The organism is Rhodococcus jostii RHA1 (genome assembly GCF_000014565.1).
In the GTDB taxonomy this organism is placed as follows: Bacteria; Actinomycetota; Actinomycetes; order Mycobacteriales; family Mycobacteriaceae; genus Rhodococcus_F; species Rhodococcus_F jostii_A.
Genome location: NC_008268.1, coordinates 3253365 through 3276148, shown reverse-complemented (window position 1 = coordinate 3276148; position 22784 = coordinate 3253365). Strand labels below are relative to the sequence as shown.

Annotated in this window: 16 protein-coding genes and 4 pseudogenes; 8 read left to right on the top strand and 12 right to left on the bottom strand. The window is 65.7% G+C overall.

The window, feature by feature from the left end:
• Positions 1–190: 190 nt before the first annotated feature.
• On the top strand, positions 191–799 hold the full coding sequence (locus RHA1_RS15055; protein WP_011595759.1) for a TetR/AcrR family transcriptional regulator: 609 nt from the start codon (positions 191–193) through the stop codon (positions 797–799).
• A 190-nt stretch (positions 800–989) separates the two neighbouring features.
• On the opposite strand, the gene RHA1_RS15050 is transcribed toward RHA1_RS15055, so the two are convergent.
• Genes RHA1_RS15050 through RHA1_RS15040 form a run of 3 tightly spaced genes read right to left on the bottom strand, consistent with a single transcriptional unit; the run spans position 990 to position 4176 of the window.
• Positions 990–2159 carry a phosphotransferase family protein gene (locus RHA1_RS15050; RefSeq protein WP_011595758.1) on the bottom strand — a complete coding sequence of 390 codons (1170 nt, stop codon included), beginning with the start codon at positions 2157–2159 and terminating at the stop codon, positions 990–992.
• Positions 2156–2920 carry an SDR family oxidoreductase gene (locus RHA1_RS15045; RefSeq protein WP_011595757.1) on the bottom strand — a complete coding sequence of 255 codons (765 nt, stop codon included), beginning with the start codon at positions 2918–2920 and terminating at the stop codon, positions 2156–2158. The genes RHA1_RS15050 and RHA1_RS15045 overlap by 4 nt, the downstream gene beginning before the upstream one ends.
• Positions 2917–4176 carry an acyl-CoA dehydrogenase family protein gene (locus tag RHA1_RS15040; RefSeq protein WP_011595756.1) on the bottom strand — a complete coding sequence of 420 codons (1260 nt, stop codon included), beginning with the start codon at positions 4174–4176 and terminating at the stop codon, positions 2917–2919. Before RHA1_RS15040 ends, RHA1_RS15045 begins: the two co-directional genes overlap by 4 nt.
• A gap of 91 nt (positions 4177–4267) precedes the next feature.
• On the opposite strand from RHA1_RS15040, the gene RHA1_RS15035 reads away from it, so the two are divergent.
• Positions 4268–5281 carry an AraC family transcriptional regulator gene (locus RHA1_RS15035; RefSeq protein ID WP_011595755.1) on the top strand — a complete coding sequence of 338 codons (1014 nt, stop codon included), beginning with the start codon at positions 4268–4270 and terminating at the stop codon, positions 5279–5281.
• A gap of 596 nt (positions 5282–5877) precedes the next feature.
• Here RHA1_RS15035 and RHA1_RS52910 read toward each other — a convergent pair.
• The 4 genes and pseudogenes from RHA1_RS52910 to RHA1_RS46030 form a co-directional block, all read right to left on the bottom strand.
• Positions 5878–6159 carry a Tn3 family transposase gene (locus tag RHA1_RS52910; protein WP_272942777.1) on the bottom strand — a complete coding sequence of 94 codons (282 nt, stop codon included), beginning with the start codon at positions 6157–6159 and terminating at the stop codon, positions 5878–5880.
• Positions 6160–6404: 245 nt separating this feature from the next.
• Positions 6405–7157, bottom strand: a pseudogene (locus RHA1_RS52905) (Tn3 family transposase); the annotation flags it as partial.
• 184 nt (positions 7158–7341) lie between these two features.
• Positions 7342–8891: pseudogene (locus RHA1_RS51830) on the bottom strand (DUF4158 domain-containing protein).
• A gap of 328 nt (positions 8892–9219) precedes the next feature.
• Complete coding sequence (locus tag RHA1_RS46030) at positions 9220–10515, bottom strand: hypothetical protein (RefSeq protein WP_193384932.1); 1296 nt, start codon at positions 10513–10515, stop codon at positions 9220–9222.
• A 571-nt stretch (positions 10516–11086) separates the two neighbouring features.
• Between RHA1_RS46030 and RHA1_RS53595 the strand changes: the two are divergent.
• A pseudogene (locus tag RHA1_RS53595) lies at positions 11087–11440 on the top strand (SDR family oxidoreductase); the annotation flags it as partial.
• Between the two features lie 71 nt (positions 11441–11511).
• Here the strand turns inward: RHA1_RS53595 and RHA1_RS15015 are convergent.
• A complete protein-coding gene (locus tag RHA1_RS15015) occupies positions 11512–12426 on the bottom strand; it encodes an LLM class F420-dependent oxidoreductase (protein ID WP_011595749.1) in 915 nt (304 codons plus the stop codon).
• A 468-nt stretch (positions 12427–12894) separates the two neighbouring features.
• Between RHA1_RS15015 and RHA1_RS49415 the strand changes: the two are divergent.
• Positions 12895–13226, top strand: a pseudogene (locus tag RHA1_RS49415) (cytochrome P450); the annotation flags it as partial.
• Positions 13227–13637: 411 nt separating this feature from the next.
• Positions 13638–14078, top strand: coding sequence for a MerR family transcriptional regulator (locus RHA1_RS15005; RefSeq protein WP_237726895.1), 441 nt, complete (start codon positions 13638–13640; stop codon positions 14076–14078).
• Between the two features lie 178 nt (positions 14079–14256).
• On the opposite strand, the gene RHA1_RS15000 is transcribed toward RHA1_RS15005, so the two are convergent.
• Positions 14257–14553 (bottom strand): putative quinol monooxygenase, encoded by a 297-nt coding sequence (locus RHA1_RS15000; RefSeq protein ID WP_009480791.1) that lies wholly within the window; start codon positions 14551–14553, stop codon positions 14257–14259.
• A gap of 393 nt (positions 14554–14946) precedes the next feature.
• Here RHA1_RS15000 and RHA1_RS14995 point away from each other — a divergent pair, with 393 nt between their 5' ends.
• Positions 14947–16038 (top strand): glutathione-independent formaldehyde dehydrogenase, encoded by a 1092-nt coding sequence (locus RHA1_RS14995; protein WP_237726894.1) that lies wholly within the window; start codon positions 14947–14949, stop codon positions 16036–16038.
• Between the two features lie 518 nt (positions 16039–16556).
• Here the strand turns inward: RHA1_RS14995 and RHA1_RS14990 are convergent.
• Positions 16557–17384 carry an SDR family oxidoreductase gene (locus tag RHA1_RS14990; RefSeq protein WP_009475854.1) on the bottom strand — a complete coding sequence of 276 codons (828 nt, stop codon included), beginning with the start codon at positions 17382–17384 and terminating at the stop codon, positions 16557–16559.
• A 24-nt stretch (positions 17385–17408) separates the two neighbouring features.
• Positions 17409–18962, bottom strand: coding sequence for an aldehyde dehydrogenase family protein (locus tag RHA1_RS14985; protein ID WP_011595743.1), 1554 nt, complete (start codon positions 18960–18962; stop codon positions 17409–17411).
• 133 nt (positions 18963–19095) lie between these two features.
• On the opposite strand from RHA1_RS14985, the gene RHA1_RS14980 reads away from it, so the two are divergent.
• Positions 19096–20340, top strand: a complete 1245-nt coding sequence (locus tag RHA1_RS14980; protein WP_011595742.1) for a PucR family transcriptional regulator — start codon at positions 19096–19098, stop codon at positions 20338–20340.
• 342 nt (positions 20341–20682) lie between these two features.
• On the opposite strand, the gene RHA1_RS14975 is transcribed toward RHA1_RS14980, so the two are convergent.
• Complete coding sequence (locus RHA1_RS14975) at positions 20683–21303, bottom strand: TetR/AcrR family transcriptional regulator (RefSeq protein WP_011595741.1); 621 nt, start codon at positions 21301–21303, stop codon at positions 20683–20685.
• 91 nt (positions 21304–21394) lie between these two features.
• Between RHA1_RS14975 and RHA1_RS14970 the strand changes: the two genes are divergently transcribed.
• Complete coding sequence (locus RHA1_RS14970) at positions 21395–22756, top strand: cytochrome P450 (protein WP_081437439.1); 1362 nt, start codon at positions 21395–21397, stop codon at positions 22754–22756.
• The last annotated feature ends 28 nt before the right edge of the window (positions 22757–22784 follow it).

The following is a 22784-nucleotide window of genomic DNA, read 5'->3' as shown; positions in this document are numbered from 1 at the left end:
GGCGCGCCCGCTCCGACAGATGCCGCCGCGGTCACGACACCGTCCACCGCGATCACGGCGCCGCGTGCCTGTGCCGCGCCTCGAGGACACGCTACCTGCCAGCGCCCTGCTGACGATGATCACACCATGCGTTGCGTCACTAACACCAGGCGGGTATGTAAGCGTTGTCAACACTTGCTAAATTGAGATTATGGCAACGACGACCCAGCCGTATCACCACGGCGATCTGCGCAACGCGCTGGTGCGCGCGGCGGTGGAACTCCTCGAGGAAGACGGAGCCGCCGAACTCTCGCTCCGCGCCGCCGCTCGACGCGCCGGCGTGTCCACGGCCGCGCCCTACCGGCATTTCTCCGACCGCGATGCGCTGCTGTCCGCCGTCGCCGCGGTGGGCTACCAAGACCTGGCCGGCCGGCTGACCGCAGCCCATCCCGCCCCGACCACCGCAGACGACCTCGCCGCGATCGCCATCGCCTACGTCCAGTTCGCGCTCGCACGCCCCGGACTGTTCCGTGTCATGTTCGCCGAACCGTGCGACCCGACCAACCCTGAACGGGTAGCCGCGACAACGGCGATTCACGAGTACGTCAAATCTATTGTGCAGCAGACATTTCCCACTGCCGCCCCGGATGCGATGGCTGATGCGGTGTGGGCGCTGGTGCATGGTCTGGCGTTCTTGCACCTCGACGGCAAGTTCGATGCCATCTCCACCGGGGCCGTCGCCGAGCGAGTCCGCGCCGCGGTCCACGCGATCCTCGGGGCGTCGGGCTCGTTCGCAGCCCCGCCCGCCGCACAGCCCTGACACCACCTGTTCATTTGCCGAATTGAGGCGACGATCAGTCGGGGCAGTCAACTCTGTGAGGGCATACCGGACGTTGATCTGTTTGCATTCGGTCGGACGCCTCGGCGATGCCGACCTGGCCGACGGGCCGCGGTACTGCGACGACCATCTGTGTGTGGGATAGGCACTCGGCCGGGGGATCGCGGCGCGCTCACGACCGCTCCAACCCGATGCGCCGTGCAGCGGTTCCGGCTCGACGGCGGCGTTCGATCTCGCGGATGATTCGGCGGCAGCGCAGTTCGAGGGCGACGACGGCGATCCCGAAGGTCCGGAAGGCGGCGTTGGTGGTCTGACGGTGGTAGTAGCGGTAGTAGATCTGCTGACAGATTCCGGCAAGTCGAAATAGGCCGAAGACCTCGTAGAACGCCCATTGTTCCTCGGTGACGTCGATTCGCGTCCGTTCGGCGTAGTGGGCGACGACCTCGCGTCGGGTGAGCATGCCGGGAACATGGGTGGGTTGGCGGCGGAACTGCCGGAACAGCCAGCCGTCGTCGGCTTGGACCCAGTACGCCAACGCGCTTCCCAGGTCCATAAGTGGGTCACCAATGGTGGCCATTTCCCAGTCCAGCAACGCGACCGGGACGGTGGGGTCCGCCGGGTCGAGGACGATGTTGTCGAGTCGGAAGTCGTTGTGGATCAGTACCGCGGCACGGTCGGCGGGTTGGTTCACCCGCAGCCAGTCGATGACCCGGGCGAAGGACCCGACGTTGCGGGTGCGGGCCGCGGTGTAGCGCTTGGCCCAGCCCTCGACCTGCCGACTCACATAGCCATCCCCCTTGCCCAGTGCCGCGAGTTCGGTCCCCTCGATCGGAACACAGTGCAGATCGACGAGCACGTCGACCACCCGGTGACACAGCCTGCTCACCTGCTCCGGTGCCTCCGCGTTTTCTCGGGGAAGATGCCTGCGGGGAATCGGCCCATCGACGCGCTCCATGAGGTAGAACGGGCTCCCGATCACGCCCGAGTCCTCGCACAGAGCGATAGTTTCCGGAGCGAGCGGGAAATGTGGACGCAGTGCGGTCTGCAGCCGGTACTCCCGCCCCATATCGTGGGCCCCGTCGGATTTAGTTCCCGCAGGCGGGCGCCGCAGGATCACCTCTCGTCCTGACGGAAACCTCAGCAGATACGTGAGGTTCGAGGCTCCCCCGGAGAACTGCGTGACCCGCGGGGTGCCCGACAGTTCCGGCGCCCACTGCGGGCCGACATGCTCGGGCAGCCAACCGGCGAGGGCGTCGACGTCGAAAGCATCCTCGCGGCGAACCTCGCCGGCGGCCTCGGGTCGGCGGTGGTGCTGCGTGTGCCCGCGGGCGCGCCTGCTCATGACAGTTTCCTGACCACCGCGAGCGGCAGGAACCGCATCGCGGCACCCACGAGAACCCACGGCCAGACCGGTACGTAAGCCTTCTTGCGGCGCTTCTCGATCGCGGTGACCATCGCCTGGACGCCGGTGGCCGTGTCAACCAGGAACGGGGTGCGGTCGCGGACATGTGCGTTCATCTCCGAGGCGATGTAGCCGGGGTAGATGACCGAAATGTCGATGCCGCTGAGTCCTTCGGCGCGCAGCCCCTCGGCAGCCACGGCGACGCCAGCCTTACTGGCGGCGTAGGTGGTCATTGCCCGGCGCATACCTCGAACCGCCGACATCGATGAGATCAGTACCAGGTGTCCACGCCCTTGCCTCCGGAAGACCTCCATAGCGGCGTCGGCCTGAGCCAGTACTCCGACGAAGTTGGTCTCGGCCGTGATCTTGTTGGCGTTCCAGCCGCCGGTGCCGAGCGCGGCCCCCGTGCCGCTGCCGGCGTTCGCGATCAGTCGGTCGATACCGCCGAGGCGCCGATCGAGCTCGGCCACGACGGTATGCACCGCGTCACCATCGGTGACATCGAGCGCGGCAACCTCGACTCGACGATCGGGATGGGCGGCGAGAATCTCCTGACGAAGTTCGGCGAGTCGTTCCACCCGCCGCGCCGCCAACCCGAGGTCGTAGCCGAGGGCGGCGAACTGGCGGGCCATCTCCGCCCCCAAACCTGAACTGGCGCCGGTGATGACGATCGAACCGCGCCGCTGCTGCCCCGCCCTCATCGGCGGGCCCCGTACTTGCCGAGCTCGACTCGCGCCACCATGCCCAGGTGCACCTCGTCGGGGCCGTCGGCGAGCCGGACCGCTCGGGCGGCGGTCCAGGCGCCAGCCAGCGGAAAGTCGCTGCTCAGACCGGCGCCGCCGTGCAGTTGAATGGCGAAGTCGATGACCTGCTGGGCCATGTTCGGCACCGCCACCTTGATCTGGGAGACCTCCGACAGCGCGTGCAGTGCCCCGCCTCGGTCGAGTTTCCACGCGGCGTGCAGCACCAGCAGGCGTGCCGAGTCGATCGCGATCCGGGCCTGGGCGATGCGCTCGCGGTTGCCACCCAAGCTCGCCAGTGGCTTTCCGAACGCGGTGCGCTCCAATCCACGGCGACATGCGAGCTCGAGTGCATGCTCAGCCAAACCGATCAGGCGCATGCAGTGATGCACCCGTCCCGGACCCAGTCGCCCCTGGGCGATCTCGAAAGCGCGCCCCGGCCCGGCGATGATGTTCTCGACCGGCACCCGGACGTCGGTGAAGCTGACCTCCCCGTGTCCGTAGGGCTCATCCTGAAAGCCCATGGTGTCCAACAGGCGCTCCACCTTCACGCCGGGCGTTGCGACCGGCACCAGGACCATCGAGTGGCGGCGGTGGCGGTCGGCTTCGGGCGCAGTCACCCCCATCACCAGCAAGATCTGACAGTCCGGATGACCGACACCCGTCGACCACCACTTACGGCCGTTCAAGACGACCTCGTCGCCGTCGACGACCGCCGAAAGCTCCATGTTCGTCGCATCCGACGAGGCAACACCCGGCTCGGTCATGCAGAACGCACTGCGGATCTCTCCCGCGAGCAGGGGATCGAGCCACCGCGCTTGCTGCTCAGTGGATCCGTATTTGAGCAGTACCTCGGCGTTGCCGGTATCCGGCGCGTTGGAGTTGAAGACGTACGGCGCCAGGAACGAGCGGCCCATCGTCTCGGCCACCGGCGCGTAGTCGACGTTGCGCAGGCCGGTTCCACCGCAGGTGCCGTACCGCTCGGCATAGTCCCGCTCATGCCCCGCGGGAAGAAACAAGTTCCACAATCCCGCCGCCCGGGCCCGCGACCGCAACTCCGCCACAATCGGCAACGGGATCCATGGGTCGCCACCGCCGGCCCGCAGCTGCGCGACCTCCTGGTGATACTCGTGCTCGATCGGGGCGATGTGCTCGGCAATGAACCCGGAGACCGCCTCGGTCAGCTCCTGGGCGCGTGCCGAAGGTGTGAAATCCATGGCCCCAACGTATGGACGCGCCGTCCATCGAACTTGACGAATCGCGCCAACAATTTGACTGATCACGCCAACGGCCGCGACACTCTTCGCTATGGCGTGGGTGAGATCTGCAGGCCTGCGTGGCGTCCGCCACGTCATCGAGGAACTTGGCGGCGACGCGGATGAACTCGCGACCCGTGCAGGACTCCCCCTTGCCTCCCTGGACAGCGACGAACTCCTGGTCAGAGACACAGCCATGGCCGCGATGCTCGAACTCGCGGCCCAGAAACTGAACTGCTCCGATATGGGACTGCGGGTAGCGCTGCGCCAAGATCTCGACCTGCTCGGCCCCCTGGCAATCGCCGTTCGCAATTCCCGATCGATCGCTGAAGCACTCGACTGCACTGCCAAATACCTCTTCGTCCACGCGCGCGGCCTCAGCGTCGCACTCGTCCCCGACCCGCGCGGCGTCCGCGGTGTCGTCGGCTGCCGCTACGGATACCCGCCCGGCGTCAGCGCCCCACCCCAGAGCATCGACATGGGACTCCTTTTCCTCCACCGCACGCTCCTCTACCTCAACGGCGGCAACTACGGACTCCGCAGCGTCGAACTGCCCCATGCTGGGGTCGCACCCCTTGCCCGATACGAGTCGCTGTTCGGCACCCACGTCACATTCAACCGCGACGCCGCCGTGCTGCGTGTCCCCCAGTCGCTGTCCCGACAACCCATTGCCGGTGGCGATCGCACCACCCGACACCTGGCACTGACCTACCTCGAACAGCACCTCAGCCCTCCCGACCTAACCGTCACCACGCGCGCCAAGACCCTCCTGCGTCAGTCCCTCGGCACCAGCCACCTCAGCATCGAGGCGACCGCGAACCTCCTTGCCATGTCGACACGTTCACTTCAACGGCACCTCCATAGCGAGGGCACGAACTACGGCACAATCCTCGACGACGTCCGACGCGAACGCGCCGCGACCCTCCTCACCGAGACCCGATTGCCACTCACACAGATCGCCGCGACCATAGGGCTGGACAACCAAGCAACCCTCAGCAGGTACGCCCGCCGCTGGTGGAACACCACCGCCCGCCAGAAGCGGCAAACAGCATCGGATCCCACCTGAATCTCACGCCGAAAGCGACCACGCCACGAACCTGTATCGGACGGCGATCCTGCTCCGCCCTACCCCCGCTGGCGATGACCTTGTGAGAGAAAGGAGTTGGGCGATCAAGTGGCCCGGTGTCAGGCAAGCAGCAGGCGCGGTGAGGACAATGTCGTCCCCGGGTCGAACGCTCGTCGAGTCGGCAAAAGCCGGCATCATTACTCGCGACAGTTGAGCACCCCGACAGCGCCTCTTTGCGCCGTAGGAGCAGAGCGAATACCTGACCACCACAACCGGCCTCGACCTGATTGAAACCCTCGGCCCAGGATTTCCCGGGCAGCATCAGCATGGCGGCGACCATGGTTTCCCTCCGCTCCCGGCTCGGCGGTGCTGTTACCGGTGAGGCTAAGGGACGGCGCCGACACAAATCTCGGGCCAATGACCCTGGGCCGCCGGCGGTGTCAGTCGGGCGGGTGTGCGGTGCGGGCGGCGAGTGCATCCGGGTGGGGTCGGCGAGAATCCGGAAGGTGTCGAGGCGCTCGGAATCGGGCGCGACGGGGTGACTCAGGCTCGCGGCCGGGGCCATCGGGTCCATCGCATCACTCGGTTTCCCCCGGTCAGAACAGGGTGTCACGTACGCGCAGCGGCCGGTACCCGGTGGGGCCGAGCTGGGCGAGTTCGGCGTCGATGTCGACCTCGATGGCGCCGAAGAAGTTGATGTTCTCGCTGTGGGCCGGGGAGATGTGCGCCAGCACCTCGTCGTCGATCCGCCGCCCGGCCCGCCGCATTTGTTCGGTCGCCAGCCCGTAATACTCTGTGGTCCAGGCGATGACGGCGTTGGTCGCCAATGTGAGGCACCATGCCTGTTCGGTCTGTCCCTCCAGGTGCCTCGCGCGCACGGCGCCTTCGTGCGCGTAGAGCAGGTCGCGGCGGAGCGCGTGCAGGGGATTCGCCCTTGTTGAGCTGGCGGGAGATCTTGCGCCGATAGCCCGGGTCGGATAGATACCGGGCGGCGTAGATCGTGCGCCGCAGCGCCCCGTATTCCTTGAGCGCCGCCGCGAGGGCGTTCTGCCGGCCCGACGCGGAGGAGCTTGCCGACCAGCAGCGACGCGGTGGCGTGCCCGAACTTCAGCGACCCGGCAAGCCGGAGCAGGTCGTCGTAGTGCTCGGCGATGAGATCCAGATTCAGCTTCCGGGTCAAAAGCGGCCCGGCGTGCGGGAACGCGGACTCGACCTGGGCCCGCGGCGCCGCCCGGTACAGGGTGATCCGGCCCAGGTCCCGGATGCGGGGCGAGAGCTGCAACCCGAGCAGGTCGAACAGCCCGAAGTTCACCAGGGTGACGCCGTGCGTGTCGGTCGCATGCTCGGTGATCGGCAGATCCGTTGCATTTCCGAGGATTTCGTCCAGCACGTAGTGAGCTTCACGTCTCGTCGCGACGATGACCTTCGTGCCGTAGGTGGCGTGCTGATCGGTGACATGGGTATACGTGCTCAGTCCTTCGTTCGCGAAATAGCGGCTCAACGCTCTGGCGGTGACCGATTTCCCGCGGGTCGGGAACCGCTGCCCATCACTCGACGACAGGGTGCCGGCGCCGAAGACCGGGGTCAGCGGCAGCCTTTGGTGGTAGTCGATGATCGTCAGGTTCGCCGCCCGCAGTGTCTCCTCCCGCACATACCATTCGCTGGTCCAGGCCAGAATGCCGTAGGAGAGGCCCGACGCCTCGGCCATTCGGGTCAGCCCGAGGTTGGTGGAGTAGGCCAGCAGAACGGCGATGAGGTTGCGTTTCAACTCTGGGCTGCGGGCCTGCTTGCCTCCGGCATGGGTGAAGCAGTCCAGGTAGCCGGTGCGTTTGTCCAGCTCGATCAGCAGCGACACGATCGGCGCGAACGGCAGCATCTCCGTCAGCTCGGCCTTGAGCGCCGTCGCCTCCGCGGGCACGTCCTCCGCCGACAGCGGTGAGATCACCAGGTCACCGGCCTCATCGAGACGGACCGGCCCGTCGCCGACGGCGAGCACCTTCTCCAACTCGCCCATAGCGGCGTCGAGCTCGTCGGTGGCGGTCGCCAGCGCGCGAGCGGGATCAGCGGATTTGCCGACCAGGCGACAGAACTCGTCGCGCTGCGGCTCCCACGCCTGCGGGGTCAGCAGGTACGCGGCCGGGTCGGCGTAGCGGCGCGACCCCGGCACGAACACATCCCCGCTGACGCAACCCGTCGCGCAGCCCCAGCAGCACGCACAGCTCCCAGTAGTGCCGATAGGCGGTGGTACTGCCGGTCTTGCGGGCCTCGTCGAGGTAGCCGCGCCACTTCGTCGGCACGAACCCTGTCGGCGCGTCGTCGGGCACCTTACGGGTACCGGTCGCGTTCAGCTCCCGCAGCATGTGCACCCCGATCAGCAGCTCGGTCGCCGCGGTGCCGCCGGCGAACCGGACCGTCGACAGCACCTGCGGGGTGAACTGCCGCAGGTAGGAGTACGAGCTGTCCAGCGCGGCCAGGTGCCCGTGATCGCGCGGCAGCCGAGGCTTGGCCTGCGCGACCGCGGCCCGCAACCGCTCCCATCCGATCCGATCGCCCCGGATCAGGCCGCCGATCTCCTCGTCGGGGATCTGCAGGTCACAGACGATCGCCAGCAGGTCGTCGAGCAACCCCTGCCGATCCTCTCCCGCCTTACCGCGCTCGGCCAGCTCGTCGCGCATCCGGCGTTCGGCCTTGCTCGACCTGGCCGAGATCGCCTGATCGAACAGCTGCACCACCTCGTCGAGCACATCGGTGGCCGACTGCGCCAAACCCGTGAGCAGGAACGGGTAGCGGCGTTGCGGATCCCGGCGTTCGAGGGCTTGGCCCGTCAAGCGGCGGCCCACCGTCGCCAGGAACCGCCGCCGCTCCGCCGGCAGCACCGACATATCCAGCTCATCCGCGCCCAGGTTGCGCAGGAACACCAGCTTCTCGACCTCGGCCTTTACCGCGGTCGCCGACGCCTCCACCGGGCCGGTCGACAACCACCGCAACCGCGACATCTCGATCGACGGGTCGACGACCAGCAACGCATCCAGTTCCTTACACCGCTGCGGCGTGAACTCGCGCGCCAACCGGTCGTAGGTCTCCCGCTGCGCCCGCATGCGGGCGTGCGCGACCCGGCGGACCACCGTTTCCGGGCCCGGCCGGATCACCCGCGCCGAGATCAGGTACTCACAAGCCAGCCGGAACAACAGCGTCGGCGAATCGTGCTCCATCGCCCGCGCCAGCAGGAACTCGTCCAGCTCCTTCAACTCCATCGCCCTGCAGGCCGCCACCCCAGATACTGGGCCACCAGCCGCACATGCTCGGTCCGTGTCTGAGCCCGCTTGCCATACGAACGAATCTGCGCAGCATCGATATTCAGCTGATCCGCCAGCCGGGCCACCGCCACCGGCGGCGCCGACGGCACCTTGTCCGGCACGAACCCCAGCCACGGCAAGGTGCACAGCGCCACCGCCAGGCCCAGACGGACCGCAGGGCCCCTGCCCTGCGGAGCAACGAACGCCAGATCCGCCGGGGTCAGCGTGAAGTACCGGAACAACTCCTCACGACTGATCTCCGGGAACTCCCGCAGGCGCTGCAACTCCTCGTCCGCGAATACCCGCGTCGCCACGAACCCCAGCCTCCAACACGCCGACCAACCTCATCGGCAGCCAAGCCAAGCACCAACCACCCCGGCTCGCAGCCCGAACCGAGAAATCGCCGCCGACCAGGCACTACGCGAACTTCGTTGTTTTTTGCGCCATTACTACCGGGACCCGAGATTGCAGCAGTCCTGGAATTCGAGGGTGCCACGCTCGCACAGTACGACCAGATCCGCAGAGGAGGTCACCCACTCACGGAGGCAGGCAGAGGAGCGCTGTCGCAGACTGAACCAGAAACTGATCTACCGGCCCCTCCGAGCGGGGCCGGTAGATATGCACATCGGGCCTGTTGCAGAGCTAATTCTGTGCTGCCTTTGGGTTATCTCCGTACTCCGGTGCGCACTCCGAAGCGCCGCATGGAGTGTCTTCAGCCGACCAGTTTTGCGGCAATCTGTATGTGCCTTGGTCGGTTCCGGTGTAGGTCCCCGGGCCCGTGTATGTCGTCCCCGGATCGGTGTACGTCGTCCCCGGATCGGTGTATGTCGTCCCCGGATCGGTGTACGTCGTCCCCGGATCGGTGTACGTCGTCCCCGGGTCCGTGTACGTCGTCCCCGGATCGGTGTACGTCGTCCCCGGATCGGTGTACGTCGTCCCCGGGTCCGTGTAGGTTCCGGGATCCGCCCCGTATCCGCCGATGTCAGGTGGAGCGCCATGTGAAGAATCGGGCATCGGGGCCACGGGCGCAGCTTCGATCGGAGGGGCTTGGGGCGCCGGTGCAGCCTCGACCTGGGGTGCGGGCATTGCCGGTGCGGATTGCGCGCGTGCAGTTCCGCCATGGGCGTCGGGTATCGACGGCGGCGACGCTGGCTCTACCGGCGGAGCAGGCATGGCCGGCGCGGGAGCTGGCTCTACGGGGTCCGCCGCGGCGGGAGCAGGCGCCGCCGGAGCGGGAGCGCCCACAGGTACGGGATCAGCGGGAGCCGGGGCGGCCGGATGGGGTTCTTCGGGAGAAAGATCCGCGGGAGCCGGGGCGGGTGGAGCGGGCGGCGCAGGAGCCGGAACTGGTTCGGGCGTCACCGGATCGGACACGGGCTCCGCCGGAACGAGCCCGGGGTCTCCAGGATCGGGTGCGGGCTCGACGGGAGCGCTGCCCTCATCCCCGGGAGCGGGTTCCTCGACCGGTGTCGCGGCGGGCCGGTTCAGCATCTTCGGGCCGGGCTGGACCGGGGTGTTCCCGTAGTTCACGTAGACGGCACCGATCAGGCCGATCGCGGCGATGCCGACTACGAGGAGGACCAGAGCGGGCCCACTGAGGCCGAGAAGCAGCCGGGCCTCCCGAGCTCTCTTCACAGCACCGAAGGGTCGGGCCGCCTGGGCGGCTCTATTGACGGCCCGGGCGCCCTGACTGAGTTTCTGGACGCTCTTGGCGGCCTGGGCGGCGTTCTTAGCGTCTACGAACTTGCGCATCTCGATGAATTTCTCGGCCATCTGCGCAGCTTCGGGGCCGTGCTTTCCGAGGAATGCCGCTGTCTCGAGCTCCGCCTCGACTGTCGCGACGGTGGTGTTCGCTGCTGCGGCCGCTTCGGCCACGGTCATCTGCCCCCACCGTAGTTTCTCGATGATTGTTGCCCAGGGTATTCCTGGATCGGACATGGGATTCTTCTTCGATCGTCCGGGGCACCCCTTCGGTTGGCGGAACACCCTCGTGGATGTCGACAACCCTTGTCCGCATCTGCAGGGACGAGCACCAACCCTAGGGCTGATGAACCGCACCCCAGGGTCAATTTCTCCCAATCCCACGGTGATCGCGATCCCGGCAGGCTCTTCTGCCATTAACGGCGATGCCGTCTGATGCAATTCCCGAGGGTCACTTGTGGTGGCCAGACGATCGAGCCTGGTACGTGGCAACACACTTCGACTTTCCATGCGCCTATCTCGGCGGCAGCACACGATGTATCGATGATGTGCTGAACACTGACTCGCTCGAAGCGTGGCCGGCGGCGACCCTGCAACAGATCACGGTTGATAGCGACCTTGTGAATACGGAACTTCTGCATAAGCGGGGACCGGGGCAACGTCCAGAGTAGGAGCGGAGGCCACGGATGGATTCCGCCGGCCGCTCCGGTAACCGATCCGCTTTCGGGATAGGCGCGGATGCCGGCGTCGAACGCTGATGGGACCCGGTCGCTGAGTCGGGCCTGCGCGCGGTCGGTGGCCCCGTTGGGGCTGGGGTCGCATCGTGACGATGTCTTCGGTGTCGCGCAGCGCGGCGGGGGAGTGTTCGGCAAGGTGCCGTACTCGTCGGCCAAGGCTGCGATCCTCGGCTTCACCAAATCGCTTGCGCGCAACTGGAAGACTCCGGCGTGACGATCAACGCTGTCACGCCGGGAGCGGTGGACACCAACATTCGTGTCGGTAGCACCGACGAGCAGGAATAAGCTATTGCACAGGGCATTCCGCTCGCACGCACCGCGACCACACGCGACGTGGCCTCTGTCATCACCTTCCTGTCTTCCGACGATGCTGCCTACCTGATCGGACGACCATCGACATCAACGGTGGAAGCCACATGCACTGACGACGTCCCAGCTGCGATGTCTCGTCGCTGGTTCGATGTCGCAGCGGGGCGGGGTGATGTGTCTGCGGATGTCAGGTGAGGTTCAACGTGTCCGCGATCGTGGTGAGGTAGTCGATGTGCGCTTCGACGGTGTTGAGGCCAAAGCCCATCGTCGCTACGGCGGCGTGGGTGCCGCCCGCTTCGCGCCAGGCCGCGATCTCGGTGCTGACGGCGTCGGCACCCTGGCTGAGCACGACGTATTCCGCGCCGAAATCCTCGACCGGCCGGCCCGCTGCATGCACGCGTTCGCGCAGCTCTTGCCAGGATTCAACAGCGGTGTCGATCCCGGTCGCTCCGAAGAAGATGAAGCCGTCTGCGAGGCGGACGGCGCGTTCGAACGCTGCCTTTGTGGCGCCGCCGAGCCAGATCGGGATGGCCCGGCTCGGTTGGGGTGTGAGGGCGGCGCGATCGACTCGGTCGAAGCGGCCGGAGAAATCGACGACCGGTTCGGTGAACAGCTGGCGCAGCAGCTGGATCTGTTCTTCTTGCCTGGCTCCCCGGGTGCGGAAGGCCTGGCCGAGGGCTTCGTATTCGACGGGGCTCCAGCCGACACCGACACCGAGCCGCAACCGGCCGCCGGAGAGTAGATCGACGTCGGCGGCTTGCCGCGCCACCAGAGCGGTTTGGCGTTGCGGCAGGATCAGCACGCCGGTAGAGAAACCGATCCGCTCGGTGATTCCAGCCAGGAAGGCGAACATGACGAATGGGTCGTGAAACGGGTCGTGTTCGGTGTAGGGCCCTGTCAGGGGCGGTGTCCGGTCGGCGTGCACGGCCCCCAGGACGTGGTCGTAGGCGAGTAGGTAGTCGAAACCCAGATCCTCGACTGCTGTGCCGAATCGCCGCACAGCACGGGGGTCCCCGCCGAGCTCGATTTGCGGGTAGACCGCACCGATCCGCACGCGGTCGGTGTCCCTTCCGGTCGGGGGCACACTTCTATCTGCGGACATGTCGGTTCTCCATTCGTCGGGTCGCCTATCCAACGGGATCAGTGGTCGGTGGGTGGCCTGGGTCGGCGACCGCATGGCTGGTTCCGGTCGCGCCCCGGACTCGCTGGGTGGGCCTGGCTGCTCGAAGCGGCATCACATCCACATCACCGCTGCTTCCAGTACACAACAGGAGCCTGAGTTCACACCAGGGCAGACCTCACCCAGGATCTGACGGACCCCCTCTGCAGCTCCCGGAGGATCGTCATCATCGCCGCGGCGCCCCCACGTGATCGACGACCCCACCGCCGGCCCCTCGCCGACAGGGATCCGAAGCCGTCGAGACCTCACGACGTTGCGTTCGAACGCGAGGATGTGGCTAGCGAAGAAGGATGGTCCGAAGAACAGACCGGTCAGCGATTCACCGTCAGTGGTGGTGATCATCCCGGTGCCATCGTCGCGGACCCGAGGTACATGAACTGGTGGCACTAGGTCCTCTGCCCGCGGGCGTTGCAGAAAGTTGCGCGCATGCTGGCTGGTGGATGCGGAGGTCCTCGTCGATCAGGTGCTCGAGACGGCAACCACCTTCGACATGGTTCCCGCGCTGGCGGCCGCGTTCCCGCTACGGGTCTTCCCCGACGCCGTCGGCATCCCCGAGGTGGGCCGGGAGAACCTGCTGTCCTACGGCGACCACCTGTTCAACGCGTTCGGCCGGTCAACAGCCTCGTCGACAAGGGCGCCCGCGGGTGAGCGAGCTGTCCGGGTGGGTCGACGCCCAGTGCACCCGCGACGTGCTGAGCGACGACGGATTCGGGGCCCAGCTCTGCTGATCGCGGCGACATACCTACGGGGACGACCACACCTGATCTGAGGAAGCGGACATCTCGACGCCTACTGCGACTGCCACTTCGCCGTCCGTCATCGATCAACGAGAGCCGGTCCGTCGAGCGAGCGGCCGCCGACGGGGACAGAAAAGTCGGCTGCCGGAGGTGAAATCCCCGGTCAACCGCTCCAGAATATCTGCAGTGATGACTGTAGACATTGAGGCGTCGCCGTTGTAGAGTTCCTCTCGTCGCAAGGAAAGAGTTCACGAGGTGCGGGAGAGAATGAACTGCCCGCAGAGAAGTAACGCAAGACCAGGATGTGCCGGTCAAGGGTTGATATGAGTGTGTAAGGCCCCGGCATATCCGGCGGCTGCCGGGCGGCACGAAGGCCCGACAGCCGGAAGAAGTGCAGTGAACAAGGAAGTGAAACCCGCTCCGGCCCCCGGTGCCTCACGGCGCCGGGGGCCCTGTCCGTTGGAAAGGTGTCACCCCATTCCGGAAGATTCGCCCGACCGACGCGCGGCCGGGAAGCTCGACGACGAGGACTACCCGGCGTACAGCATGGGTCACGCCGCCGAGATCCTCGGCGTGACACAGGCATTCCTGCGCAGCCTCGACGCCGCGAAGCTGCTCACCCCCGGGCGCTCGGAGGGCGGCCACCGCCGCTACTCCCGGTACCAGCTGCGTCTCGCCGCCCGAGCCCGCGAACTGATCGACCAGGGCACCGCGCTCGATTCCGCGTGCCGCATCATCATCCTGGAAGACCAACTCGCCGAGGCCCGACGCATCAACGCTGAACTCCAGCACACCCCCCGCCCCACGTCGGATCAGCCAGGCCCCGCATCCGGCTGACACGCCGCCGCCCCCCGGTCCATTCCGCGGAAGCCGCCCGATCCGCTCGGCGACCTCACCTCGGGCCTTTGCGGGAACGGGCTGTCCGGGGAGTGTGGTGGGGGGCCGGCGACGTGTCAGGCTGCGCTCGTCTCGTCGTTGTGTACCACGATTCGACAGGTTCGGCGGACTCGGCGGCTCAGAGCTTGTCGGCGAGCACGTCGAGGTAGCTGATTTCGGGCGGCGCAGCGAAGAGTTCGTCGGCGCGTTCGCCGAGGGCCTTGCCGACCGGCCCATTGAGATGTGTGTCGCGGGCGGCCTCGTCGGGGAATGCGTCGATGATGCCGAACGTCGAGGGGCCGAACCGTACCGCCAACCAGGGCTTCGTGCCGGGCTCCTGTTCGACGAGTGGCAGCGCCGATCGGAGGAATTCCTCGACCGCGCTTTCCTTGCCGGGTTTGGCTTCGAGTCGGACCAGCAGCGCCTTGGTGGCCATGTCGGGTCTCCTGTTCGAGGTGGTGGACATGGTCCAGCATCACACCATCGACCGGTGAAGGGAAGGAGCCCCCGAGGCCACGAATCAAGGAAACCGATCTCACCCCTAGTAATCGTGGAGCCGAAAGAGGAGACTCCATGGTGGATGGAATGCGACGCCTGGAATGCGCCCGCTGTTATCGGCTGTGACGCGAAACGTGGTGGTGTGCCAACGTTTTGGTGTTGTTTTCAGTTCCGTGCGCTGTCGCGTCTGCCCCAGCGGCACGATTCATTCGGTCGCTCACATGTCATCGCCTGTGGCCGCCGGGCCGGGATCCACCGGGAAACGCAGCATCAGGGAGTCGAGATGAAAGCGCTTGTGTACGACGGGCCACGTGAGGTTCATGTGAAGGATATGCCCGATGCCAGGATTGAGCAGCCGACCGATGTGCTGGTAAAGATCACCAGCACCAATATTTGCGGGTCGGATCTGCACATGTACGAGGGCCGCACCGACCTCGAGCCCGGGATGGTCCTCGGTCACGAAAACCTGGGGATCGTCGCCGAGGTCGGCAACGCGGTGGTCAAGGTCTCACCCGGGGATCGGGTGTGCCTGCCGTTCAACATCGGCTGCGGTTTCTGCCGCAACTGCGAGGAAGGGTTGACCGCGTTCTGCCTGACGGTGCACCCGGATCCGAAGATGGCCGGCGCCGCATACGGGTTCGCCGGGATGGGCCCGTTCTGGGGCGGGCAGGCGGAATATCTGCGGGTGCCGTTCGGCGACTTCAATTGTCTGCGGTTGCCCGAGGATGCCCAGGACAAGGAAACCGACTACGTGATGCTCTCCGACATCTTTCCCACCGGCTGGCACTGCACCCGCCTCGCGGACATGCAGCCCGGCGATTCGATGGTGGTGTACGGGGCCGGGCCGGTCGGGTTGATGGCGGCGTACTCGGCGATGATCCAGGGCGCGAGCAAGGTGATGATCGTCGACCGGCATCCGGACCGGCTCAAGCTCGCCGAGCAGATCGGCGTCATTCCGATCGACGATTCGAAGGGCGACCCGGTCGAGCAGGTCCTGGAACAGACCCGCGGGCAGGGTGCCGACAAGGGTTGTGAGTGCGTCGGCTATCAGGCGCACGACCCGCAGGGTCACGAGGACGCCGCGATGACGATGAACCGGCTCGTCGACTCGGTGCGCTTCACCGGCCACATCGGGGTGGTCGGGATCTTCCTGCCCCAGGACCGCAACGGCCCCGACGAACTCGAACGCCACGGCAAGATCGCCTTCGACATGGGCAAATTCTGGTTCAAGGGGCAGAAGGTCGGAACCGGGCAGGCCAACGTCAAGCACTACAACCGGCAGCTGCGCGACCTGATCCACCAGGGCCGTGCCAAGCCGTCCTGGATCGTCTCCCACGAACTGCCACTGGCCGAGGCCGAATCCGGTTACCAGCATTTCGATGCCCGCGACGACGGATGGACCAAGGTCGTACTGCATCCGTGAGGCCCGTCTGCTCATGCGGGTGCTGCCGAGGCTGCCTTCGGACTGCCGGTTTTCCCTCGGCGGGCGTCCCGAATGCCGAACCCGCACCGGCGTGTCTCGAAAGCCGGCCGCTGACCGGAACTCGCCGACCTCTCTGCATAACCGCCAGCTCGGCATGAGACCCGTCCGGTGATGATTTTGCTTTCGGTCGTCAATCGCACCCCGAACGATCTGGAGCGGGCGTTCGCGGCCGCCGGTTACAGGTCGGAACGGGCGCCATTGAGCAGAAGCGGGGATGGATCGTCAGGGTTCCCCCGCTTCGGGTCGGTGTGAGCTGCGTCAGCTCAGTCGGTTCATGCTTACCGGCCGTCATCGTCCGCTCGGCAGACTTACCACGTCTGGCCCGGTCCATGCGGGCCTTGGGATGGCTGCCCGTGCCAGCTTCCGACTCGACCGGGTGTCTGGCCTGGTCGAGGTCGGCGCGCATACGGGTAGCCGTCCCATGGCCGGGACTTCGTGACCTGCATCCGAAAGTCTGCTCAGCTGTGACGAGCCCGCTCTTCGTAGGCCTGCCTGGCAGTGATGTCGACGTCTTCCAGAAACACTCTGTCCGTGTGGAGCGCACGGGTGAGCGCTTCGCTGATCCGGCGAGGGAAGAACTTCTGACTCGCGGCGAGGGCACCGACGAGCTTGGTCACCCGCACCTTCGGTTTGGGGCATTCGATCAATGCCACGATGGCGCGCGCAATGTCCTCCGGCTCGGCGTTCTTGAGTCCAGGGAGTCCCTTGGTGCCGGCAGTCAGCTCGGTGTTGACGAAAGACGGGAGCACCGCGGAAAACTCGATTCCCGTTCCGCGGTGCTCCACCCGGGCCGCGTCCGTGAAGCCGACGACCGCATATTTGCTGGCGCAGTAGGTGGCCAGCCCTGGTGTGTAGATTTCGCCTGCGAGTGAGGCGATATTGACCACGTGCCCACGGCCGCGCGGCAGCATTCGCCGAACAGCCAGTTTGGAACCGGTGATCACCCCGAGGACATTGATATCGAGGATCCGGCGGGTGACCGCATCGGGCTCGTCCGCGATTCGGCCGGCGGGCATGATGCCGGCGTTGTTTACGAGCACGTCGATAGGTCCGAGCGTTGCTTCCACGTCGTCGAGGAAGGCCCCGAACGATTCGGCATCCGTCACGTCGAGCTTCCGGTAGCTGACCAGGCCGAGTTCGGTCGCGGACTCCTTCAGCTTGACGTCGTCGATGTCCCCGATCGCCACCTTCGCGCCGAGCCTGGTCAGGGCCGTGGCGGTCGCGAACCCGATTCCGCGGGCACCGCCGGTGATCGCGATGACGCGACCGTGCAGAGATTGTGTCATTTTCCTTCTGTCCTTCTGTCGTCGTTACAGGGAGTTCGAGCGGCTTGTCACGGACAGGCGGCGGCGCGGGTCGCGCGCGACGAGGGCCCGCAGCACCCGGCCGACGAGACGACCGCGGCCGGGCGCGTACGGATACCAGAGCAACTCCCGCTTCACTGCGGGTCCGCGCGGCACCGTGATCGCCTGCTGCCGGGTGTACTTCCGAACTCCATACTCACCACCGAATCGCGCGCCGAGACCAGACTGCTTCCATCCCCCGTGCGGTAACCCCAGCGCGAACAGGTTGGAGAAGGCGTCGTTGATGTTCACCGCGCCGGCTTCGAGCCGGCGCGCGATCGCCTCGCCGCGGGCCCGATCTCCGCACCACACCGTCGCGGACAGGCCGTACTCGGAATCGTTGGCCAGGCGCACGGCTTCGTCGGCGTCGGCGACCTTGACCACCGGGATCGTGGGCCCGAACGTCTCCTCCCGGATACAGGCCATCGAATGGTTCACGTCGACGAGGACCGTCGGCTCGAAGAAGGTGCCAGCGCTCCCGGCCTTGCCGCCGGTCAGCGCCGTGGCGCCGCCGTCCACAGCGTCGGCGACGTGTCGGGCAACGAGGTCACGCTGGGCCTGTGTAGCCATCGCACCGACATCGATCCGATACCCGTCGCCGTCGTCACCCTGTCGGAGCGAGCCGACGAGTGCCACCAGTCGCGCGACGAATTCGTCGTACACGGGCGCCTCGACGTAAACGCGTTCGATCGACACGCACACCTGTCCGGCGTTGAACAGTCCGCCCCAAGCGATTCCGGCTGCCGCGCGGTCCAGGTCCGCATCCGCCAGCACGATGGCCGGATCTTTGCCGCCGAGTTCGAGACTGCATGGCACCAGCCGCTCTGCGGCCCGCACGGCGATCGCTCGACCGGTCGGGGTGGAGCCGGTGAACTGCACGAAGTCCACCGAATCCACTACCGCTGCACCTGTGTCGCCGCGGCCAGTGAGTACCGAGAAGACCAGGGGTGCACCGATTTCCGACCATCCCCGAGCTAGTTCGACGGCTGACAACGGCGTTACCTCAGACGGCTTGAGCAGCACCGCCGCACCAGCGAGCAGCGCCGGTATGATGTCCATCGCCGGCATCGCGAGCGGGAAGTTCCACGGGGTGATCACACCGACCACCGGGTAGGGGCGGACGGTCTTGATCAGTCGCTTTGTCACCGACAGCGGCCCGTGCGGTTTCACCCGCTCGTCGGCGAGAAACTTGCCGGCGTTGTCCGCGAAGTAGTTGATCAGGTCGCACGCGAGCGCAGGCTCGATGGCTGCTTCGGCGCGTGGCTTCCCGGTCTCGGACCGCAGCACGTCGATGAGGTGGCGCTCATTGTCGAGAAGCCAGTCCCGCAGCTTCCGCAGCCACATGGCCCTTCCTTTCGGCCCCAGCGCTTCCCACTCGGGTTGGTGGGCGCGCAGTCGACGGACGGCATCGGTCACTGCCTCGGAACTCTCGTCCGGTACACGCGCGACCAGGCGGCCGTCGGCGGGGCAGTGCACGTCGATGTCGTCGCACCTCGTGTGCGCCTTGCTTCCGGATCTCATGTGAACCCCGCCTCCTATGATGCACGACACTTCCTATTAGAATTGCACAACCGAACCGCACGTTTCTTAGCGAAATCAGCCAATTGGGCCCTCGTCATTTGTGCTCCGGGTCCAATTAGAAGGAGGTATCGACGTGTCCGCTGACGACATGGTGCTTGCCTGGCTCCGGGAGTTCGCTGCGGAGGCGCTGGTGCCCGGAACCCTGGATGGTCTCGTCGCGAGGTTCGACGCCGTGATAGTGGCCGAGGTTCCCGAGGTTTCCGCGGACCGAGAGTTGCGACGGGACCTCGAAGCCAGCACCCGTGATCAAGGGCGCGCACTGCTGGTCTGGCTCACCGGAGAGTCCGCGGAGGTGGACCTCCCACCCGCCGCACATGGTCTCGCGCGCACAATCGCCCGACGGGGCCTGCATCTGAGGGTATTGATGCAGATCTACCGGGTCGGCCAGAAAGCTCTGCTGAGATTCGCCGCGGAAACAGCAAGTGAGCGCATCACCGACCCGGTATTGGAACCGAAAGTCCTGATTCGGCTACTGGAGCGGGCGAATCACTGGCTCAACGTCTCATTGGAGGTACTCGCGGATACCTACAGTGAGGAACGAGAGCGGGGATTGAGCGGCGCGTTCGCCCGGCAGGCAGAAACGGTGCAGGCGATCATCCGAGGCGAGATCGCCGATACCGTGGCAGCCTCGAATCGTTTGAATTACCCCTTGCTCGTGCATAACACCGCACTTGTGCTGTGGCTCGAGGACACACAGTCGAATCAGGCCGAGGACGAGATCGGCGTTCTGGACTCCGCCGCCCGTACGGTTGCGGCCAAGATCGGGGCTCGGCAAATGCTTACTGTGCCGTCCGGATCGCGAGGGCTCTGGGCATGGCTGGCGGCGGAAGTCGAGCCGGATCTCACCGCATTGGACATCGGTCCGGGCATCCCGGCCGGGATCCGGATCGCGATTGGTAACCCGGGCAAGGGAATTCAGGGATTTCGGCAAAGTCACATTGAAGCTATTGCTGCTCAACGCATCTCGGAATCTCGACCGGCCGAGACTCAGCTCATTTGCTATGCGGACGTCGAAATTGTCCACCTGCTCGACGGCCATCCCGACGCGGCGAGGGCGCTGGTTTCCCGTGAACTGCGCGGCCTTGACGGTACCGATGCAGCCTCCGCAATGCTGCGTCGCACGCTGCGCGGCTATCTGACCGTGAACCGCAGTCCGGACGCGGCTGCTCGGGCGCTCGGCGTGCATAAGAACACCGTGCGTTACCGCATCCAGCGCGCCGAGGAGTTGCTCGGCCGCCCCGTCGGACCGAACAGGCTGAAGCTGGAACTCGCGCTCGAATACGCCGACACCTACGGTCCGGTCGTTCTGAAGGAGTGAAAAGGCGCCTCCGTCGGCGAGTGCGCCCCAAGCACTGGCCCTACACACTGATCGATGCCGCACAGTGCAAGTGTTGGGTAGCCGCGTGAACAGCATTTCGTCGCAGCGTCAGGACCTTGACTTTCCTGTGCATCGAGGCGTCTGCCTCGATGGGTAAAGCCGGATTGCACAATCTGTCGTTCGCTCTGGCCGACGAACTGCCCCCATGGCATCAATGTGGGTACCGTCACCCATCGGTGGCGTAGTCCAGTCGGGAACCTTCTTCGATCCGGATCTGACGACGATCTCGAACAACGCGTCCGTGTCCCGTGGCCAACATTACGAGCCCAAGCACCGCGCCCCTCATCGGTGTGCGGTGGAGGTGAATTGATATGTTGCCGCATCGACGATCTCGTCGGGCGTGATGGAGATCTCGTCGTTCAACCACGCGGTGACCAGCTCGGCCAAGCCGCCCACAAACAGCAGTCCGTTGATTTCACCTTGAGGTGGTGACCACGCTCGGTCTCCGTATATGCGCGTGGCTTCGTCCGCCACCATCTGAGCGAAGCCCCGCAGTGCTGCGCGTCGGTGGGTGCGCAGAGGTTCGGACGCGGCGGATTCGATCATCGCAACACGTCCCTTGCGTGGATCTTCGGTGAGGATAGTGACGAACGATGCGATGGCATTTCGTACGCGTTGTTCGATCGTCCCGGTGCTCGCTCGAAGCGCATCCAGACCGGCCTGACGGACCTCGTCGGCGATGCCGTCCAGGACATTCTGCAGGAGTTCGTCTCTGCTGGTGAAACTTTCGTAGAAGTATCGCTCCGTCAACTTGGCGTGCGCGCAGATGGCGGTCATGGTGGCGCCGCCCTTACCTGTGGCTGCAAACACGTCCAATCCCGCCTCGAGCAGACTGTCGCGGCGCAGTGCTGCACGTTGGTCGCCGCTCAGGCCAGCGTATCGACGGGGCGTAGGGGGAGTCATGGATCGATATTGACAGACGTGATCTCGATGGCGCAGACTACGCTCATCTGACAGGACGCGCTGTCAGATGAGACGGGAGTTGAGGTTCGTCATGTCCAAGATCCTGGCCGTTCCACCCGCACAGTCGCAGTTGCAACCGGTCTCGGGGCGATCGGGGCTGCCCGGCGTCGGGCACGTACTCGAATACATCCGAGATCCACTCGCATTGATGCAAAAGCATTGGGACCGTTACGGCGAGGTCTCCTGGTTCTCGATGGTCGGTCGGCGTTGGGTCGCAGTCCTCGGACCCGACGCATGCCAGGAAGTGCTGCAGAACAAAGATCGGGCATTCGTCAACGGTGACGGCTGGTCGGTGCTGATCGGCCCCTTCTTTCACGGTGGCCTCATGCTTCTCGATTCGGAAGAACATCTACGACACCGTCGAATCATGCAGCAAGCCTTCACCCGATCGCGCCTCGAGAATACCGTCGACGTTCTCAACCCGGCGATCGATTCGGCGCTCGACGCCTGGACTCCCACCAACGGATTCCGCGCCTACACGGCGCTCAAGGCGCTCACTCTCGATCTCGCCACCGACATTTTCATGGGTGGCGCGGAAGGGTCTACCGAGAGCGAGATTTCTTCGGTGAAAAAGGCTTTCGTCGATTGCGTGCAGGCGGCAACCTCGGTGGTCCGCTATCCGGTCCCGGGGACCAGGTGGAAGCGAGGACTAGACGGACGCCGAGTCCTGGAAGACTTCTTCCGGCAATACCTACCGGCGCGTCGATCACACGAAACGGACGACCTGTTCTCCGTGCTCTGTCACATCGAATCCGAAGCAGGACAACGCTTCAGCGACGACGAGGTGGTCGATCATATGATCTTCCTCCTGATGGCCGCGCACGACACCTCCACGATCACCATCTCCACGATGATGCAGTATCTGGGTCAACACCCGCAGTGGCAGGACAGATGCCGGGCGGAGTCGCTCGCGTTGGGGACCCCGGCGCCGAGTTATGCCGATCTCGACGGACTGGACAGCCTCGATCTGGTCATGAAGGAATGCCTCCGGATCGTCTCTCCGGTGCCGGTCATGGCGCGCCGAGCGGTTCGCGACACCCAGGTGCAAGGGCACTTCGTGCCTGCGGGAACCTACGCGGCGGTGGTGCCACATTTCACCCACCACATGCCGCAGTACTGGCCCGAACCCGAGCGTTTCGATCCCGAACGCTTCGCGGAGCATCGACGTGAAGACAAGGTGCACCGATATGCCTGGGAGCCCTTCGGTGGTGGCGTGCACAAATGCCTCGGAATGCACTTCGCCGGCGCCGAGATCAAAGCAATCATGCATCACCTCCTCCTGCGCTTCGACTGGCACGTCGACGCCGACTACGTCGCCCCACTCAACTTCACGTCCTTGCCGTTCCCCTCAGACGGACAACCTGTCGACCTGCGTTTGCTCGCTACTTCTTGAGGCGAACTGGGGTGGTCTGGCGGACCCT

Excerpts from the sequence above, each read along its gene's own strand:
- RHA1_RS46030 (WP_193384932.1), bottom strand. The coding sequence starts at position 10,515 with ATGTCCGATCCAGGAATACCCTGGGCAACAATCATCGAGAAACTACGG.
- RHA1_RS15045 (WP_011595757.1), bottom strand. The coding sequence starts at position 2,920 with ATGAGGGCGGGGCAGCAGCGGCGCGGTTCGATCGTCATCACCGGCGCC.
- RHA1_RS15055 (WP_011595759.1), top strand. The coding sequence starts at position 191 with ATGGCAACGACGACCCAGCCGTATCACCACGGCGATCTGCGCAACGCG.
- RHA1_RS15050 (WP_011595758.1), bottom strand. The coding sequence starts at position 2,159 with ATGAGCAGGCGCGCCCGCGGGCACACGCAGCACCACCGCCGACCCGAG.
- RHA1_RS14970 (WP_081437439.1), top strand. The coding sequence starts at position 21,395 with ATGTCCAAGATCCTGGCCGTTCCACCCGCACAGTCGCAGTTGCAACCG.
- RHA1_RS15000 (WP_009480791.1), bottom strand. The coding sequence starts at position 14,553 with ATGGCCACCAAGGCGCTGCTGGTCCGACTCGAAGCCAAACCCGGCAAG.
- RHA1_RS14985 (WP_011595743.1), bottom strand. The coding sequence starts at position 18,962 with ATGAGATCCGGAAGCAAGGCGCACACGAGGTGCGACGACATCGACGTG.
- RHA1_RS15035 (WP_011595755.1), top strand. The coding sequence starts at position 4,268 with ATGGCGTGGGTGAGATCTGCAGGCCTGCGTGGCGTCCGCCACGTCATC.
- RHA1_RS15040 (WP_011595756.1), bottom strand. The coding sequence starts at position 4,176 with ATGGATTTCACACCTTCGGCACGCGCCCAGGAGCTGACCGAGGCGGTC.
- RHA1_RS14975 (WP_011595741.1), bottom strand. The coding sequence starts at position 21,303 with ATGACTCCCCCTACGCCCCGTCGATACGCTGGCCTGAGCGGCGACCAA.
- RHA1_RS14995 (WP_237726894.1), top strand. The coding sequence starts at position 14,947 with ATGCCCGATGCCAGGATTGAGCAGCCGACCGATGTGCTGGTAAAGATC.
- RHA1_RS15015 (WP_011595749.1), bottom strand. The coding sequence starts at position 12,426 with ATGTCCGCAGATAGAAGTGTGCCCCCGACCGGAAGGGACACCGACCGC.
- RHA1_RS14990 (WP_009475854.1), bottom strand. The coding sequence starts at position 17,384 with ATGACACAATCTCTGCACGGTCGCGTCATCGCGATCACCGGCGGTGCC.